Here is a 16,457-nt window from a genome sequence, read left to right as displayed (position 1 = left end):
AGGGGGCCCTGATCCGCGATGTCAAACACTTCCATGTCGAAATGTTAGACTCCGGAGCATGACGGAACAGCAGCCGCAGCACGACGGCGTCGACCGCATCACCGCGCAGTGGCGGGCGGTCCGCCCCGACCTCGACACCTCGCCCATGGCCGTGATCGGTCGCCTCTCCCGCGCCTCCCGGCTGCTGGAACGCGGGATCAAGGAGAACCTCACCGCGCACGGCGTCGAGCCCTGGGAGTTCGACGTCCTGGCCACCCTGCTCCGCTCCGGCCCGCCGAACGTCCTAACCGCCGGCGAACTCAGCGCGGCCGCGATGGTCAGCTCCGCGGCGCTCACCAACCGCATCGACCACCTCGTGGAGAAGGGCCTGGTGGACCGGGCCGTCGACCCCGCCCACCGCCGCCGGGTGCTGATCTCCCTCACCGACGCCGGCCGGGAGCTGACCAACCGTCTCGTCGAGCACCACCTCGTCGGCGAGGAACGCCAGCTCGCCGGGCTCACCACCGCCGAACGCGAGCGGCTCACCGAGCTGCTCCGCCGCGTGCTGCTCACCCTCGGCGACCACGCCGACGGCACCCCATGACTGTCGGGCGGTCGTCCTGAACGCCGGGCAGTCGTCCTCGGAGGGGCTTGACTCTCGGGTGGCACGAGACGGCACAGTCGGGGCCGTGGACAGGAGAAACCTGCTGCCGATCGGGCAGTTCTCGCAGGCCAGCGGCCTCTCGGTGACCGCGCTCCGGCACTACGACGCCAGTGGCGTGCTGCTGCCGGCGTTCGTCGACCCGGTGAGCGGCTACCGGTACTTCCGGCGCGACCAGGTGCGTACGGCGCAGTCGATCAGGGCGCTGCGGCAACTGGACATCCCCGTCGAGGAGGTGGGCCGGCTGCTCGACGGCGGCGAGGAGGCACTCACCGCCGCCCTGCGGGCACGGCTGCTGGCCGCCGAGCGGCGGCTGGAGGTGCAGCGCTCCGTCGTCCACGGCCTGTTGGACCGACTCACCGAAGGAGCAGGGATGACCCACCGCGTCACCGTCCGCCAGGGCGCCGCCGAACGGATCCTCGTCCGCGGGGCGACCGTGGACAACTCGGGGCTCAACGCCTTCCTCCGCACCGCCTACCAGGAGATGTACGAGGTCGCCGGCCGCGGCCCGCTCACCTTCACCGGGCCCGCGTTCGCCCGCTTCCACGGGGTGTGCGACGACGAGAACGCGACGCTCGTCGAGGCGTGCCTGCCGTTCCGGCCGGACGGCGCGCAGCCCGTGGACCTGCCCGAGGGCATGACCGTGTGCGAGCTGCCCGCGAACACCCTCGCCTGTACCGAGGTCGAGGGCGAGGCCGCCGAGTTCCCGCGGATCCTCGGCGGGTACGACGCCGTCGCCGACTGGATCACGGGGCACGGCTTCGCCTTCGCGGGCCCGGTCCGGCTGGTGTACCGCCGCTGGACCGGGACGCCGGACCACCCGGACAACCGCCTGGAGATCGCCTGGCCCTTCGACGAGCCCGCGGACGGGCCTGCGGACGGGCTCGCGGACGGGCGGGGCGGATCCCGTTGATCCACCGGCCCGTTCAGTCCTGCCGCTGGAACAGCAGCAGGTCGATGCAGAGGTCCGTCCACTCGTCGAAGTAGCGGACCTCGAGGCCGGTGACCCGCACCCCGCCGGTCCGCTCGTCGATCCAGTGGAAGCCGGCCTCGGTGAGGGCCACCCGGGGGCGTCCCAACCGCTCGTACAGGGCGCGCAGTTCGGCGAGGTCGCCCAGTTCCAGCGCGGCCCGCAGCCGTGCCTCGACCGAACGCGTGGCGCCGTCCTGCGGCCTGTCCGTGGAACCGGCTATCGCCCCCGCACCTCCGGACTGCCGACGGGCAGGTCTAGGGTAGGTGGGGATCTTGGGCCCGCACAGGAGGATGCGCACGGATGAGTGGAACGGTCACGGCGGTCAGCAGCAGCGGTGAGTACACCTTCACCAAACCGAACCGGGCGAGCATCACCCTGATCGCCGGCCTCGGCGTGGCGGGCGACGCGCACGCGGGGGTGACCGTCAAGCACCGCTCCCGCGTCGCGCAGGACCCGACGCAGCCGAACCTGCGGCAAGTGCACCTCATCCACGAGGAGTTGTTCGCCGAGGTGGCGGAGCAGGGCTTCGCGGTCGCGCCCGGCGAACTGGGTGAGAACGTCACCACCCGCGGGATCGACCTGCTCGGCCTGCCGGTCGGCACCCTGCTGCGGATCGGCGCCGAGGCCGTGGTCGAGGTCACCGGGCTGCGCAACCCGTGCGTGCAGATCGACGCGTTCCAGGAGGGCCTGCTGAAGCAGGTCGTGGGTCGCGACGAGGAGGGCAACATCGTCCGCCGGGCGGGGATCATGGGCGTGGTCCGGGCGGGCGGCACGATCCACCCCGGCGACCCGATCGAGGTCGACCTGCCCCCGGGCCCGCACCGCCCGCTCGACCGCGTCTGAACCCCGCAGGGGTCGTCCCTGCCGCTCCGGGTGCCGGGGCCGCTTCCTCGTCATTCGTGAACTGGCACTGGGTCACAGGCTCTTACCGGTACAGGAGTTGTCGTCCCGGGGTGCTGACGGAGGGTGGGGCTAACCTGGCGCCGTGACGAATCGAAACCGAGCCTTCCGTACCGGCGCGGCTGCCCTTGCGGCTGCGGGCCTCGTTCTTCTCACCGCGTGCGGCGGCGGTGGCAGTAGTGGTAGTGGTAGTAGTGGTGACAGCAAGGCGAAGCAGGTCGGCTGGTACCGCACGGTCGGCGACCTCTGCGCGGTGGTGGGGGATCCCGGCCTGCCAGGGGAGTTGAGGGACTCGATACCGGTGACGAGCGCGGGGATCGCGAGCGACCCGTCCAAGACGCTCAGCTGCAGTTACGACGGTGGTCCGGCCACGGAGGACTGGCGGGTGAGCATCGATGCGACGGTTTTCGAGGCGGCCCGCGGCTGCCACTGGCTGGAGGTCTCGGCGGAGAACGCCAGGTCGCCGATCGGCGGGCCCAAGCCGACGGAGACCCGGAAGTTCGAGAGGACCGACGGCGGTGGGCTCGGCCAGGAGGGGTACCAGGTGTCGGTCCGGCACCCGCTCACGGACACCGTCCCCGGGCCGGTCGACCAGCTGCGCTTCACGTCGGCGTTCTGCGACGGGAATCTGCGCCTGGCCGTCGATGTCGACTACAGCGCGGGTTCGGGGATGTCCGCGGACTACCCGGGTGCGCTCGACAGGGCGGAGGAGGCGTCGCGGAAGAAGGCCGCCGAACTGCTCGGGCGGGCGCGGGAGAAGCTGTACGAGCGAGCGATGAGCCCGCAGCCGACGGCTTTGTGACGGGGCGCCCCGGCCGGGGCGCCCGGTGGTCGGGCGCCCGGCGGTAGGGCCCGGGGTGGACGGGGCTCGGGGTGGCCGAGCCGTTCACGCCCGGCCGTCGTGGGCTGCCGCCGTCAGGTAGGTGTCCAGGTGGGCGGCGGCGCTCAGCATGGCCAGCCCCCGGGCGGTGAGCCTCTCCTGCCAGTCGGTCAGGGCGGCGGCGAGCGCGCTGGTGCCGCCCGCCGTGCGGATCTGGCCGACGACGGCCGCGATGTGCGGCAAGCGGTAGCCGCCGCGCCGCAGCAGGTGGGCGAGTTCGGCGTCGCGGACGTCGGTGGCGCGGAAGACGCGGTGGCCGGTCGCGCGGTCGCGCTGGGGGAGGAGAATGCCGGCGGCCTCCCAGGTGCGCAGGGTGGCCGGGGTGAGTCCGAGGCGGTGCCCGAGTTCGCCGATGCTCAGGGCGAGCGGGCCGGGGTCGGGGGCGGGCTCCGCGGCCTGCGCCAGGTGCTCCACCGCCCCGCGGACCGAGGCGAGGGTCTCCCGGTCGCGGAGCAGCTGGGCGTGGCCGTGGTCGAGCGCGGTCAGGGCGTCGTCGGTCCGGCCCGCGTGGACGGCGTTCATGACCGCCCCGGCGGTCCCGTGCCCGTAGGCGCGGACGAGGGCGAGGAAGGTGCGCAGCGCCGCCGCGTGCAGCCCGGTGTAGATCCGGTACCCGGTGGGCGTCCGCTCGGCGGTCGGAAGGAAGCCGTCCTGCTCGTAGTTGCGGACGGCCTGCGCCGAGAGGCCGTGCTCGCGTCCCAGGTCGACCGGTCGCAGTCTCTTCATCGGTTCTGATGGCACTTTGAAACTTTACAGCCGATTCCCCGGGCGGAGAGCAGCAAAGTTTCAACGGGCACATCAAAGATACGCTTGAGGGGGTCAGGGCAGGGGAGCGGCGAGGGGGAGTGGCGGAGATGACCTGGAACGGCGCCGACCGCATCGTGGCCGCACTGGTCGGCGGGGAGGACTACCTCTTCGTCGCCGGGGGTCGCGGCCGCCCCGCCGCGCCGTCGGCGCGCTCCTGCGCGCCGCCGGTGCCTCCGCGCTCCTCGGCGGCGCCACGTCACTCCAACGAACCCGCGCGGACGGACGGGGGCGAACGACCTCTCAGGTAGGTTAGCCTTACCTAAATTCAGGTGAGAGGAGACGGCCCTGACCAGCACCACCGCCCCCGCGCGATTCCTGCTCTTCCCGCTCCAGGTGGTCCGGACCGCCAGGATCACCCGGCACATGGCCCGCATCACCCTGGGTGGCCCCAGCCTCGCCGGGTTCGTCAACGGCGGGCTCGACCAACGCGTGAAGCTCCTGCTGCCGCTCCCCGGCCAGAGCGAACCCCTGCTGCCCGAGGGCGAGGACGAGTTCGGCTGGTACCAGCACTGGCGCACGATGGACCCGGCCGTCCGCCCGGTGCTGCGCACCTACACCGTCCGCGCGCAGCGCCACGACCCCGACGAGGTCGACATCGACATCGCCGTCAACGGCGACCACGGTCCCGGCTCCCGCTGGGCGGAGTCGGCGGCGCCCGGTGACCGGGTGATCGTCTGCGGACCGGCGGTCGAGGAGGCCGGCGGCGTCGAGTTCCAGCTGCCCGACGCGGCGGACTGGGTGCTGCTGGCGGGGGACGAGTCCACCCTGCCCGCCGTCGCCGCGATCCTCGACGAGCTGCCCGCCGGCCTGCCGGTCCGGGTGTTCGCCGAGGTCGAGGGGCCGACGGAGCACCACTACCTCCCCGCCGACCGGCCCGGCACCACGATCACCTGGCTGCACCGGGGCGCGCCGGGCACCCCCGCCCTCCCCGCCGCCGTCCGCGCCGCCGAACTGCCCTCCGGCACGCCGTACGCGTGGATCGCGGGGGAGGCGGCGGCCGTCCGCGAACTCCGCCGCCACCTGGTCGGCGAGCGCGGCTACGACCGGCGCGCCGTCTGCTTCATGGGGTACTGGCGCCTCGGCACCACCGAGGACCAGCGCGCCGACGAACCGGTGGAGACCGACGCCGACTGATGCCGGGTGCCCGGAGGGCCTCGGTCCTCCGGGCGCGTTGCCCGAAAGGGCCGTCCTGCGCCCCCACCGGAACCGTCCGGTCGGTGCACGAAGTCCTCTCCGGGGTGACCTCCGACGTGACCCCCGACATGACCCCCGATACGCACCCGACCGGGCCCGCAGCCCCCGCCGGCGCTCCCCGGCCCGCGATCCACCGCCGCCGACTGCTGCTCAGCACCGTGGGCGGCCTCGGCGCCCTCGCGGTCCCGGCCGGCGTCCGGTGGTGGGCGGACCGGGTGCCCGTACGCGGCCCCCGGATCTGGAGCACGGCCGCCGCCGGCGGGCGGATGGTGCTGCCCGCGGGCCCGCGCGAGAGCCTCTACGTGTCGGGGTACGACGGCACCGTCCGGGCGCACGACCCGCGCACCGGCACCGTCCGCTGGAGCCGGGCGGTGACCTCGGCCGCCGCCGCCGACTCCCCGGGCGGCTGGCCGCTCGCCGCCGGGAACGGGACGGTCTGCGTGAACTCCGCGACCGGCGTCCGGGCCCTCGACGCGGCGTCGGGGCAGGTGCGTTGGGAGGTCCAGGTCCCCGACTGGCGGGACCTGCCGGCGGAACAGGGTGTCGTGGTGGCCGGCGACCGCGTGCTGACGGGGTACGGGAACGCGCTCCGCTGCCACGACCTGGCCACCGGCGAGGTCCGCTGGAGCACTCCGGCGAACGTCTCGCCGGTGCCGCTCGTGGTCGGCGACACCGTGTACGTGCCCGGCCGGACGGGCGGACTGTTCGCCTTCGACGTGCAGAGCGGCACACAGCGTTGGGCCCAGGAGGCCGTCGGCCCGGTCGACTTCGCGCCGACCGTGCACCGGGGCACCCTCCACGCGGTGTGCAACGACCCCGCGACGGGAGGTTCGACCGTGCACGCCCTGGACGCGGTCTCGGGCCGGCCGCTGTGGCGGCGGGCGCAGCGCCACAGCCTGGGCGAACTCGCGGTGGCCGACGGGACGGTGTGCCTGCTGAGCGGCACCGACCTGACCGCCCTGGACGCGGGCACGGGCGACACCCGCTGGACGGCCACCGTCCCCAGGGGCCTGGGCCGGGGCATGAGTTCGGCGGCAGCGGCGGGCGGCGCGGTCTACGTCGGGACGAACGACGACCGCCTCTTCGCCCACGACCTCGCCACGGGTCGGCTGCACTGGCGCGACGAACCGGACCACCTCGCCGCCGACACCGAGTACACCCGCATCGCCCTGGCCGCCGCCGGCCCCGCCGTCTTCCGGTCCGGCCGCACAGGCATCCAGGCCCTCGGCACCCTCCCGGCCGCCTGACGGCGCGACTCGCGCTCACGGTCAAGCCGCCTGTGGGGCCGGGAGGTTGCCGGGGCGGGGCATGGCTCCCGGTCGGGGTCGGGCGGCGGCGATTCTTCGCGGTGCTCCGGAGCTTGCCCCCCGCCCCGGCCGGTGGTTGCCTGGCAGTGTCAACTCCCGCCACCGGGGCGGGAAGTGAACGGGGGGCTGCAAATGCCGGACATGACCGGAGGGTTGGCCAGAATGGCTGTCGTGAGCGTGGTCGTGGCGGGCGCCGCGTTCGGCCTCGCGACGCCGTCGCACGCCGTCGAGCGGGAGACCCCGGCGCCCACCGCCTACGAACTCACCCAGGACGCCGCGGCCACGCACCCGGTGCCGGACAGGGCGAACCAGGGTCACTACTGAGCGGGGGACGAACGCCCGAACCGCCGACCGTGGTCCTTTCGGCCCCGGCCCGTTCCGGTCACTTCGGCAGGTCGGCGGAGAGGAAGGGGGCAAGGAGCGCGAACAATGCGTCGGGGCGGTCGAGGGGGATGATGTGGCCGCAGTCCTGGAGTTGGTGTCCGACCAGATCGTCGGCGACAGGGCGGAGTTGGCGTTCGAGCCCGGTGCCGACGGGGTGGGAGCCGACGGCCATGGTGGGCATCGTCAGCCGAGCCGTCGCGACGGCGTCCTGGATCTGCTGCGCGCTGGTGGGCAGGGCCCGGTAGTAGGAGAACGCGCAGCGCAGGGCCTCGCTCCCGGTGTACGCGCGGACGAAGGCCGCACGGGTGTCGTCGGGTACTCCTCGCCCTAGCGTCCCCGAGTCGAGGAACCAGTCGATGTACGGGGCCTCGTTGCCGGCCAGGACGGTCTCGGCAAGGCCGGGGACGGCGTGGAAGCCGAACCACCACGGGGCGCCGCCCGCGACGACGTGTTCTGCTCCGGGCAGTTGGCCGAGCAGTGCCTCCATCACGACCAGGCGCCGAACGAGGCTTGGCCGGCGCAGCGCGAGCAGGACGGCGGGGGCGGTGCCCGCGTCGATACCGACCACCGCTGCCGAGGGCTCGCCGAGTGCGTCGAGCAGTCCTTCGGCGTCGGCGGCGAGGGTGCCCGCGTCGTAACCCTCGGCGGCGTGTTCACTGGCGCCGAAGCCGCGCAGGTCCGGGGCGATGACCCGGTACTGCCCGGCCAGTCGACCCATGATGCCGCTCCAGAGCTGCCAGGTGTGCGGAAAGCCGTGCAGCAGGAGAACCGCAGGTCCGGCCCCGGCGATCGCGACGTTGAGCCGGACACCGTTCGTCGTGATGCGGTGCAGGCGGGGTGCGGTGGCGACGGGCAAAACGGCTCCTCCGGGTGGTTACCATTGGTGACCACTGAACGATAGGCAACTGCCCGAACGCTTCCTAGACGGCACTTTCAGGGAAGGTGGTGAGCCGCAGGTGACCACCCGAGGAACCCGGGCCGCCGGTCGCGGGGTACGCGGCGATCTGTTCGATCCCCAGTGTCCGACGCGGCAGTTGCTGGACCGCATCGGCACGAAGTGGACGTCCATGGCCGTCAAGACGCTCGCCGATGCCGCACCGGACGAGGTGCGCTTCGCGGAGCTGAGACGCCGGATGCCCGGCGTCTCGCAGAAGATGCTGTCCGTGACGTTGCGGAGCCTGACCCGCGACGGGCTGGTGTCGCGCCGCGTCGAACCGACCGTGCCGCCGCGGGTCTTCTACCGGCTCACCGGACTCGGGCTGTCCCTGGAATCCGCGCTTGCGGGGCTGCGGACCTGGGCCGAGGAGCACATGGCCGAGATCGACCGCGCCAACGAAGCCGCCGACCAGGACCTCGACGAGGGACAGGCGAGCCGGTTCCGCCAAGACCCTTGAAGCCGACCGCCGAAGGCACCCGCTGCCCGGCCGGACCGCTGCCCGGCCGGGACCGCTACCGGTCGGACGGCTCCAGGAAGAAGTCCGCCACCGCCGGGGCGACGGCGGCGGGATCCGTCTCGGGGCCGAAGTGGTCCAGCTTCGGGCAGATCAGCAGCCGGGAGCCGGGCAGGACCTTGTGCACGGACGCGGCCGCACGTCCCGCCCCGGTGCTGCGGGCCTCCTTGCCCGCCATGAGCAGCACGGGCCGGTCGAGCCGCCCGTACTCGCGGAAGGTGTTGTCCCGGGCGGCGATCTCGGCGTGTTCCCGGATCGCGGCGGGCAACAGGGCGTGCTTCTGCAGCCGCTCGGGCTTCTTCAGGGCGAGCGGGAGGATCAGCCGCAGCAGCCAGCGCGGCGCCTTGCCGCTGGTCCCGGGGTTGACGCCGCGGACGAAGGTCAGGAACGCCTCGGCCGGCTTCCCGGCGTCGAGTTCGCGGCGGCACCGCTCGGCCCAGTCGAAGGGGATGGAGCCGTCGACGGACACGCCGGGCTCGTAGACGGCGATCCGCTCGAAGGCGGAGCCGGCCAGCGCGGCCTCCAGGGTCAGGAAGCCGCCGAAGCTGTGGCCGAACACGAACCGCGCTCCGGTGGCCGCGCGGACGGCCTCGATGTCCGCGCACTCGGCGGCCGCGCTGTACGCGTCACCCTGCGGGCCGCTCGTCCCGCGCCCCCGCCGCTCGACGGTGTGCACCGTGAAGCGGTCCGCCAACTCCGCCGCCAGCCCGTCGAAGTCGGTCGCGAGCGCGAACGCCCCGGGTATCAGCAGGAGCCCCGGACCGGAGCCGACGCTGCGGTAGCCGATGGCGGTTCCGTCGGCGGAACGCACCGATCCGATCGTGGTGCCCGGTGTTGTGACACGGGTGGCCATTCTGTTTCCCCCTGTTGAAACGATCACATGGACCCGTGCACAGTACCGGGGCGGCCGAGGTCACGACGCCGCAGAGCCTGTGAACAATGGGTGGTGACGGTCCGAAAGATCCGCTTGCGAGAGCCCTACCGCCGCGGCGGGTCGACGCGGGTGCGGGCCGGGGCGAGCAGGAGGTTGAGCAGGGCGGCGCCCTCGGCGGTGTCCAGCGGGACGGGCGCGGGGTCGACCGGCTTGACCAGGGGGGTGGCGGCGTCGTGCTCGTAGAGGATGCAGGCGCTGCCGCCCAGGTCGCGCTTGGACGGCCAGCGCAGGCCGAGCGCCTCCGGGGCCTGGCCGCGGATCCAGGCGGCCCAGCGGCGGGTGTGCGGGTAGGCGTCCGGGGTGGAGTGGATCAGCCACTCGTCCTGGTGGACGGCCGCGAGCTGGTCGAGCGTCATCAGGCCGACCAGCGGGATGTCGCAGGTGGTCTCGATCCGTGACAGCACCCGGCCCCGCACCGAGGCGCGCCGGATCCGGCGCCAGCCGCGCTCGTCGAAGGGGATGCCCCGGACCAGGGTCTCCATCACGGCCGTGCGCTCCGAGAACCCCGCGTACAGGTACGGCAGATGGCTGCCGTCGCCCTGGTAGGAGCAGAACCGTCCGCCCTCGTAGTGGCTGTCGGACGGGTTCGGGTTGAACGAGGTGGCCGGGTAGGCGGCCGAGTGCACGCGGTGGAGCACGGTGCCGGCGGGCAGCACATCGAGGTGCGGGGTGGCGCGCGCGGTCGGGGCGGGGACCTTCACGTCGGGCATGCGGTCACCAGTCCGCGATCTCGGCGCGGGCGGCGGCGAGCAGGCCGTGCTCGCCGGGCGTGCCCAGCAGGCGGGCGGGGACGGCGTCCAGCCAGGCGTTGGCGCCGAGCCACCAGTCGGCCACGCCCCACGGGTCGTCGTCGGCGTCGAGCAGGCGGTTGACGGCGACCACGACGGGCAGCGGCCGACCGGAGGCGCCGTCGAACTGGAACGACGGCAGCCGGACGGTGCCCTGGCGGTCGGTCAGCCGGATCAGGTCGGGATCGGCGGGGTCGTGCCCGCCGGCCCGGTAGTCGGCGGCACTGACGGAGTCCGCGGCGAGCAGCCAGTCGTCGGCGTCGTCGGGCGGGACGGGCAGGGCGTCGGCCTCGGCAGGAGTCTCGGGCCCGCCGCGGTCCGCGGACCGTCCGCGGACCAGGTCGAGCACCTGTAGGACGGCGTCATGGTTCAAAGATTCGACCCGGACGGCCCGTGAGTAGCGGACCGAGTCCTCAAGCGCGGCCCGCACCGGGTGCCCGTCCGGGAGGGCCGCCAGCACCAGCCGGACGATCCTCCGGGCGGTCCGCTCCGGGTCGGCGGACGGTGCGTCGAGCAGGGCCACGACGGCCGCCCTGGCGGTTTCGTCCAGATGCTCCTGGACCTCGTCCCAGTGCTCGTGCAGGACGTCGAGGAGTTCGGTCATCGCCATCGCCCCTCGCCCTCCGCTCTGGTCTCCCGTGTCCGCCGGCCGAGCGCCAATGTAGCGCGAAAGCGGCGGCTGCGGGCGGCCGTGGGCGATGATCCCGGATTGGCAAAGGCGGAACGTGACCGCCTGATCTGCGGCATGATGGGCCCTCAGCAGCACTTCGGGGGTGGTGCCGGTTCGCGCGCGGTCGAGATGTCTCGTACACGACCCGCACCGGCCCCGGTGGCGCGCACGGGGTGAGAACCGGACCGGTGCCAAGCTCCCGGTCGGTGGTGCGCGACGCAGGTCATGACTCGCGCTCGGAAGGCGGCCGGTGAGCAGTTCCGCGGGATACGGGTGGTCCTATGTCAACCAGGAGGCCGAGCGCCGCCGGCAGTTGCGCGCCCGCCTCGCCGCCGAGGCGCAGCGGGCCGAGAACCTGCGCCGGGCCGAGGCGCGGCGGGCGGAGCTGCGGGCCCGGCTGGGCGAGCTGAACGAGCAGGCCCAGGGGCTGCGCGGGGAGGCCGGGCAGCTGCGGCGCGCCTACCGGACGGCCCGGGTCACGGTGGAGACGGTGACCGTCGGGGCCGGGGCGGACGAGGCCGAGCTGACGCGGGCGGTCGAGCGGGCCCGGGCGGCGAACGCGCGGGCCGCCCAGGAGCTGGCCGAGGCGGTGCAGGACGTGTGGTCGGCCGTGCTGCCGGAGGCGGTGGCCGAACCGGAGCGCATCCGCCCGACCCGCGCGGAGACGCGCCGAAGTGCCGGAGAGGCGAAGGCGGCGGCCGAGGCCGCCGCCGAGCAGGCCCGGGCCGAGCAGGCCGACCGCGTCGAGCGGGTCCGGGCCGGCGCGCTCGTCGAGGCGCAGGCGGTCCTCGACCGCGACGTGCCCCGCTGCGACCCGGCCGACCTGGAACGGGTGGCGGGCCTGGTCCGCGCCCTCAGGGCGGCCGCCACCGTCCCCGATGTGCGGGCCACGCTCACCGACCTCGCCGCCCTGGTCCAGCACTCGGTGGGGCGCCGCGCCCGCGACGAGGAGCGGGCCGAACTGCGGGCCGCCCTGGCCGAGCTGGTGCGGGAGGCGGAGCCGGCCGAGCGGGACCGGCTGCTCGCCGACCTCGCCGCCGCCGAGGACCCGGCCTTCCTGCGGCCCGCCGTGGAGGCGGCCGTGGCGCGGGCCGACGCCCGCCGCAACCGGGTGCCGGTGGCGGCGGCGCTCGCCGAGGTGCTGCGCGAGCGGGACTACCTGGTAGGCGAGGACTTCGAGGACCTGCTCGCCGCCGAGGGCGAGGTGGTGGTGCCGTTCGGCGACCCGGATCCGGGCCGGGCCGTCGCGGCTGCGGGTGGAGTGGCCGGGGACGGACAGGCCGGAGCCGGCGGCGAGCCGCCGGCCGCCGGGTACGGGCTGCGCCTGGTGCTGGCCCCGGACCGGGCGACCCTGTCCACGGCGGTGGTCCGCCGGGAGGACGCCGGGACCGGTGACGCCTGGCAGGACGAGGAGCAGGACGAGAGCGTCCAGCAGTGGTTCTGCGAGGAGCAGTTGCCCGCGATCGAGGAGGGCGTCCGGCTGCAGGGCGTGCGGCTGGAGCGGACGTCCGCGATGGCGCCGGGTGCGATGGCCGCGGGCCTCGTCCCCGGCGGGTCGTGGCCGCAGCCGCCGTCCGCCGCGGCCCCGCGCCGCCGCGGCGGCCGGTCGAAGCGCTCCGGCACCACCGGCGCCGCCGCCGTCCGCAAGCCGCAGGAGCGTGGCCGTGAGCGCTGAGCAGCAGGGGAACGGGCCGGCCGGCCTGCGCAAGGACGCGCCGCCGCCCGGCTCCGACGCCACCCGGGGCGGCGCCGACCCCCGCCCCGCGACGCCCAGTTGGATCCGCGAGCTGGACATGGCACTCACCGTCCACCCGCAGGTGCTGCTGACCGGCAACGTCCGCGACCAGTACCTGCTGCCCGACGACCACGCGGCCGGCAGCAGCCCCACCCTCGCGCCGTACAGCCTCGGCGGGGTGATCGAGTCCCTCTGCGCCGCCCGGGGTTACGGCGCGCTCGCCTTCCTCGACCAGGTGCACGAGCGGATCACGCTGCTGCGGCTGAGTGCGACCGTCGACCAAGTACCGGCGGTGCTGAGGGAGTTCGCCGAGCGGGACGAGAAGTGGCGGCGCGGCCGGGACGGTCAGGGCGCGGACGGCACCGACGACGAGGACGAGCCGGAGATGCTGGACCGGCTGCGCGACGCGATGGTGGGCGTCGTCCACCACCCCGGCCCGCCGATCGGACTGGTCGTCCCCTACTCCGGCCGGCTCGGCTCGCCGCAGGCACCCGTCGCGGGGGAGGCCGCCCGGCTGTTCGCGGCCGCCGAGGAACTGGGCCACACCGCCCGGCCGGTGCAGGGCGCGAGCGCCGTCACGCCGTACAACACGGTGTTCTGGGTGGTGGAACGGCAGGAGGAGCTGCCCCGGGAGTTCGCGGTCGGCAGCCGTGCGGTGCGGGTGATCAGCGTCCCGCAGCCGCCGCACGACCAGCGGCTCGCCGCCGCCCGGCACGTGGTCGGCGGGCTCGCCCGCTACCAGGCGGCGACCGGCGGACCGGCCCTCACCGAGGCCGAGACCGCGACGGCGGCCAAGGCGCTCGCCGACTCCTCGCACGGCATGGGCAGTTCGGAGGTGATGGCGATCGGCAGGATGGCCCTGGACCGGAACCTGCCGGTGCAACGGCTGGACGAAGCGGCCCGGCTCTACCGGATCGGCGTGCTCGACAACCCGTGGGCCACCGACGAACTGCGCGAACGCATCGCCACGGGCGAGGAGTTCCTCAACGGCAAGGTGATCGGCCAGCCGTACGCGGTGCGCCGCACCCTGGAGATCTTCATGCGCTCGGCGGCCGGGCTGAACGGCGCGCAGGCGTCCAGCTCGCCCAGCCGGCCGCGCGGCACCCTGTTCCTCTCCGGCCCGACCGGTGTCGGCAAGACCGAACTCGCCAAGGGCGTCGCGGAGATGATCCTCGGAAAGGACGCCCGGCCGATCCGCTTCGACATGAGCGAGTTCGCCGAGGAGCACGCCCGGGACCGGCTGATCGGCGCCCCGCCCGGCTTCGTCGGTCACGACGCCGGCGGTGAACTCACCAACGCCGTGCGGGCCAACCCGATGAGCGTGCTGCTCTTCGACGAGATCGACAAGGCGAACCCCCGGCTGTTCGACCTCTTCCTCCAGATCCTGGAGGACGGCCGGCTCACCGACGGCCGGGGCGCCACCGTCTACTTCACCGAGTGCGTCCTGATCTTCACCTCGAACCTCGGCATCACGGCCGCCGTGATGGGCGAGCCGCCGAAGGGCGAGGCGGGCACCGGGGACGCGGGCGGCAGCGGTGGCACCAGTGGCAACGGTGGCACCAGTGGCAACGGCGCGGCCGGGAGCACCGGCGCCACGGAGGTCGCTCCCCGCACCAACCGGCGCCCACTGAGCCGCCACGACGATCCGACGGTGGTCCGCCAGAGCCTGCGGGAAGCCTTCGACGCCTTCTTCAACGACAGCATCAAGCGGCCCGAGCTGCGCAACCGCTTCGGTGACAACTTCATCCCGATGGACTTCATGCAGGAGAAGTGGGTGCCGCGGATCCTCGACAAGGCCATTGCCTCCGTCGCGGGCCGCGTCCTGGAGGCCCACGGCGCCGAGCTGACCCTCGCCGACGACGCGTGGGAGGTGCTGCGGGTCGAGGCGACCCGGCGGCTGGACCACGGCGGCCGAGGAGTGCTGACCGCCGTCGAGTCGGCGCTGGTCAACCCGCTCGCCAAGGAGGTCTTCCGGACCCCGCCCCGCCGGGGCGAGCGGCTCCAGGTCGTCGCGATCGAGGGCGACGGGGACGGCGAGGGCTACCGGCTGGAGGTCGAGCGGTGGCAGGGCTGAGCCCGGACGGCGGCCTCCCGGCGGCTGCCGCTTCCGCTGCCGTCGCCGAGACCGCCACCGAGACCGCGACCCAGGCCGCGACCCCGGCCGCCGCGGCCCTCGTCGGCCAGGTCTACCGCCCTGTGACCTCGCTCGGGCCCGGCCGACGGCTCGGCATCTGGTTCCAGGGCTGCACCCTGGCCTGCCCCGGCTGCATGTCCCGGCACACCTGGGAGGCCACCGGCGCACGGGAGTTGACCGTCGAGCGGTTCGCCGCACTCTGGCGGGCGGCACTCGCCGACGGACTCGACGGCCTCACCGTCAGCGGCGGCGAACCACTGGAGCAGCCGGCCGCCCTCGCCGCGCTGCTCGCCGCCGCCGACGCCGAACGCCGCCGGGCGGGGAGCCCGGCCGACCTGCTGGTGTACACCGGCTGGGAACCGGAGGAACTGGCCGCCGACCCGGCCACCGCCGCCGCGCTGGACGGCGCGGACGCGGTGATCACCGGCCGCTACCGGGCCGGGCAGCCCACCCGGCTCGCCTGGCGCGGTTCGGCCAACCAGCGGCTGACCACCCGCACGGCGCTCGGCCGGGAGCGGTACGCGCCCTACCTGGAGCACCGGCCGGAGCGGCCCGAGCTCCAGGTGCGGGTGAGCGAGGGCGAGGTCCGGGTGATCGGGGTGCCGCGCCCCGGGGACCTGGGCCGGATCGAACGAGACCTGGTCCGACGCGGCGTGACCCTTCGGGAGACCTCGTGGCGACCGTGATCTACCGCTGCCCGGTGGGAGCGCCGGGGGAGTGCCCGCCCTCCGCCACCCGGGGGTACTGCCAGGTGCACATGTTCCAGCAACTGGAGCGTTACGACCCGGCCGAGGACATCCCGCCGGCCGACGCCCCGGCCGACGCCCCGGTCGACCGTGTGTCCGCCGGTCCCCGGCCGGCCACCGACCCGGAGGCCGCGACCCGTCCGGCGCGCCCGGCCCGCGCGGCGCAACCGGAGCAGAACCAGCACCGGCAGCAGGACCAGCGCCGGCAGCAACAGGACCACCGGCAGCAGCCGCGACCCGCCCGACCGCCGGTGGTCCGGCTGGCCCTGGTCGTCGCCGGGGTACTGCTGCCCGTCCGCGCCGAACACCGGCGCGGGGGCGGCGGACTGGCGATCGGCCGCGACGAGCCCGACTGCGCGGCGATCCCCGGCCTGGCCGGCCTCGACCAGCTCTCCCGGCACCACGCCCGGCTGTGCTGGACCGACGGCGCGCTGTACGTCGAGGACCTGGGGTCGACCAACGGCACCTTCGTCGACGGCCGCCGGATCGAGGCGCCGACCCGGATCGGACCGGGGAACCGGTTGAGGTTCGCGCTGGACCTGGACGTCCAGGTGGTCGAGATCGACGAGTTCGGCGCGCCCCGGTGAGCCGGGGCCGTGAGGAGGAGAACGGCGCGATGGCCGACACACCGCCGGAGCCCGGCCCGCCCACCCGCGTCCAGCGGCCCGGCCGGGCCAAGGGCGAGGGTCAGGGACAGGGTCAGGTTCAGGGACAGGGTCAGGGACAGGGCCCGACGCCGGACGCGCCCGGCGGCGCCTCCGCCGAGAGCCCGCGTACCCGCGTGCAACGGCCGCGCACCGACCCCGGCACCACCTCGGAGAGCCCGCGTACCCGCGTACAACGCCCGAAGACCGACCCCGGCGCCACCGCCGCTACGGGCACCGTTCCCGGCGCACGCACCCGCGTCCAGCGCC

Annotated in this window: 19 protein-coding genes and 1 pseudogene; 14 read left to right on the top strand and 6 right to left on the bottom strand. The window is 74.4% G+C overall.

What is annotated here, in order from left to right:
- The first annotated feature begins 58 nt into the window (after window positions 1-58).
- Both VR45_RS18280 and VR45_RS18275 read left to right on the top strand, forming a co-directional pair.
- Window positions 59-583, top strand: a complete 525-nt coding sequence (locus VR45_RS18280; RefSeq protein WP_045940855.1) for a MarR family transcriptional regulator — start codon at window positions 59-61, stop codon at window positions 581-583.
- Between the two features lie 85 nt (window positions 584-668).
- Complete coding sequence (locus VR45_RS18275; protein WP_045940854.1) at window positions 669-1,553, top strand: MerR family transcriptional regulator; 885 nt, start codon at window positions 669-671, stop codon at window positions 1,551-1,553.
- Window positions 1,554-1,566: 13 nt separating this feature from the next.
- On the opposite strand, the gene VR45_RS47010 is transcribed toward VR45_RS18275, so the two are convergent.
- Complete coding sequence (locus VR45_RS47010; protein WP_159394255.1) at window positions 1,567-1,911, bottom strand: hypothetical protein; 345 nt, start codon at window positions 1,909-1,911, stop codon at window positions 1,567-1,569.
- A 2-nt stretch (window positions 1,912-1,913) separates the two neighbouring features.
- On the opposite strand from VR45_RS47010, the gene VR45_RS18270 reads away from it, so the two are divergent.
- Together VR45_RS18270 and VR45_RS47930 are read left to right on the top strand one after the other, a co-directional pair.
- The gene (locus VR45_RS18270) at window positions 1,914-2,456 is read left to right on the top strand and encodes an MOSC domain-containing protein (protein WP_045940853.1); all 543 of its coding nucleotides are present in this window, start codon (window positions 1,914-1,916) and stop codon (window positions 2,454-2,456) included.
- 142 nt (window positions 2,457-2,598) lie between these two features.
- Window positions 2,599-3,315 (top strand): hypothetical protein, encoded by a 717-nt coding sequence (locus VR45_RS47930; RefSeq protein ID WP_107084210.1) that lies wholly within the window; start codon window positions 2,599-2,601, stop codon window positions 3,313-3,315.
- 84 nt (window positions 3,316-3,399) lie between these two features.
- Here VR45_RS47930 and VR45_RS18260 read toward each other — a convergent pair whose 3' ends face one another.
- On the bottom strand, window positions 3,400-4,119 hold the full coding sequence (locus VR45_RS18260; protein ID WP_045940851.1) for a TioE family transcriptional regulator: 720 nt from the start codon (window positions 4,117-4,119) through the stop codon (window positions 3,400-3,402).
- A gap of 128 nt (window positions 4,120-4,247) precedes the next feature.
- Here VR45_RS18260 and VR45_RS47000 point away from each other — a divergent pair, with 128 nt between their 5' ends.
- From VR45_RS47000 to VR45_RS46995, 4 genes are all read left to right on the top strand, one after another.
- On the top strand, window positions 4,248-4,448 hold the full coding sequence (locus VR45_RS47000; protein ID WP_159394254.1) for a hypothetical protein: 201 nt from the start codon (window positions 4,248-4,250) through the stop codon (window positions 4,446-4,448).
- Between the two features lie 85 nt (window positions 4,449-4,533).
- Window positions 4,534-5,334: a siderophore-interacting protein gene (locus tag VR45_RS18255; RefSeq protein ID WP_353612700.1), complete on the top strand. Its 801-nt coding sequence runs from the start codon at window positions 4,534-4,536 to the stop codon at window positions 5,332-5,334.
- Between the two features lie 83 nt (window positions 5,335-5,417).
- Entirely contained in the window at window positions 5,418-6,641 is a 1,224-nt protein-coding gene (locus VR45_RS18250) for a PQQ-binding-like beta-propeller repeat protein (protein ID WP_045940849.1), read from the top strand.
- A gap of 231 nt (window positions 6,642-6,872) precedes the next feature.
- Window positions 6,873-7,025: a hypothetical protein gene (locus tag VR45_RS46995; RefSeq protein ID WP_159394253.1), complete on the top strand. Its 153-nt coding sequence runs from the start codon at window positions 6,873-6,875 to the stop codon at window positions 7,023-7,025.
- Window positions 7,026-7,083: 58 nt separating this feature from the next.
- Here VR45_RS46995 and VR45_RS18245 read toward each other — a convergent pair whose 3' ends face one another.
- Window positions 7,084-7,941, bottom strand: a complete 858-nt coding sequence (locus tag VR45_RS18245; protein WP_045940848.1) for an alpha/beta hydrolase — start codon at window positions 7,939-7,941, stop codon at window positions 7,084-7,086.
- A gap of 100 nt (window positions 7,942-8,041) precedes the next feature.
- Between VR45_RS18245 and VR45_RS18240 the strand changes: the two genes are divergently transcribed.
- Complete coding sequence (locus tag VR45_RS18240; protein WP_045940847.1) at window positions 8,042-8,479, top strand: helix-turn-helix domain-containing protein; 438 nt, start codon at window positions 8,042-8,044, stop codon at window positions 8,477-8,479.
- Between the two features lie 55 nt (window positions 8,480-8,534).
- On the opposite strand, the gene VR45_RS18235 is transcribed toward VR45_RS18240, so the two are convergent.
- The 3 genes from VR45_RS18235 to VR45_RS18225 all read right to left on the bottom strand — a co-directional run bounded on the left by VR45_RS18235 (window position 8,535) and on the right by VR45_RS18225 (window position 10,862).
- Window positions 8,535-9,347 (bottom strand): alpha/beta hydrolase, encoded by an 813-nt coding sequence (locus VR45_RS18235; RefSeq protein WP_199925960.1) that lies wholly within the window; start codon window positions 9,345-9,347, stop codon window positions 8,535-8,537.
- Between the two features lie 167 nt (window positions 9,348-9,514).
- A complete protein-coding gene (locus VR45_RS18230) occupies window positions 9,515-10,180 on the bottom strand; it encodes an RES family NAD+ phosphorylase (RefSeq protein WP_045940845.1) in 666 nt (221 codons plus the stop codon).
- A 4-nt stretch (window positions 10,181-10,184) separates the two neighbouring features.
- The gene (locus VR45_RS18225) at window positions 10,185-10,862 is read right to left on the bottom strand and encodes a hypothetical protein (RefSeq protein ID WP_159394252.1); all 678 of its coding nucleotides are present in this window, start codon (window positions 10,860-10,862) and stop codon (window positions 10,185-10,187) included.
- A 316-nt stretch (window positions 10,863-11,178) separates the two neighbouring features.
- On the opposite strand from VR45_RS18225, the gene VR45_RS18220 reads away from it, so the two are divergent.
- From VR45_RS18220 to VR45_RS48715, 5 genes and pseudogenes are all read left to right on the top strand, one after another.
- Window positions 11,179-12,603, top strand: a complete 1,425-nt coding sequence (locus VR45_RS18220) for a hypothetical protein (RefSeq protein WP_159394251.1) — start codon at window positions 11,179-11,181, stop codon at window positions 12,601-12,603.
- Entirely contained in the window at window positions 12,593-14,737 is a 2,145-nt protein-coding gene (locus tag VR45_RS18215) for an AAA family ATPase (protein WP_234326026.1), read from the top strand. The genes VR45_RS18220 and VR45_RS18215 overlap by 11 nt, the downstream gene beginning before the upstream one ends.
- Complete coding sequence (locus VR45_RS18210; RefSeq protein WP_234326025.1) at window positions 14,725-15,483, top strand: 4Fe-4S cluster-binding domain-containing protein; 759 nt, start codon at window positions 14,725-14,727, stop codon at window positions 15,481-15,483. The genes VR45_RS18215 and VR45_RS18210 overlap by 13 nt, the downstream gene beginning before the upstream one ends.
- A complete protein-coding gene (locus VR45_RS47925) occupies window positions 15,471-16,130 on the top strand; it encodes an FHA domain-containing protein (RefSeq protein ID WP_052709186.1) in 660 nt (219 codons plus the stop codon). The genes VR45_RS18210 and VR45_RS47925 overlap by 13 nt, the downstream gene beginning before the upstream one ends.
- A gap of 29 nt (window positions 16,131-16,159) precedes the next feature.
- Window positions 16,160-16,457, top strand: a pseudogene (locus VR45_RS48715) (hypothetical protein); the annotation flags it as partial.

The organism is Streptomyces sp. NRRL S-495 (assembly GCF_000966955.1).
In the GTDB taxonomy this organism is placed as follows: Bacteria; Actinomycetota; Actinomycetes; order Streptomycetales; family Streptomycetaceae; genus Kitasatospora; species Kitasatospora purpeofusca.
This window is presented reverse-complemented; position numbering and strand designations above follow the sequence as displayed.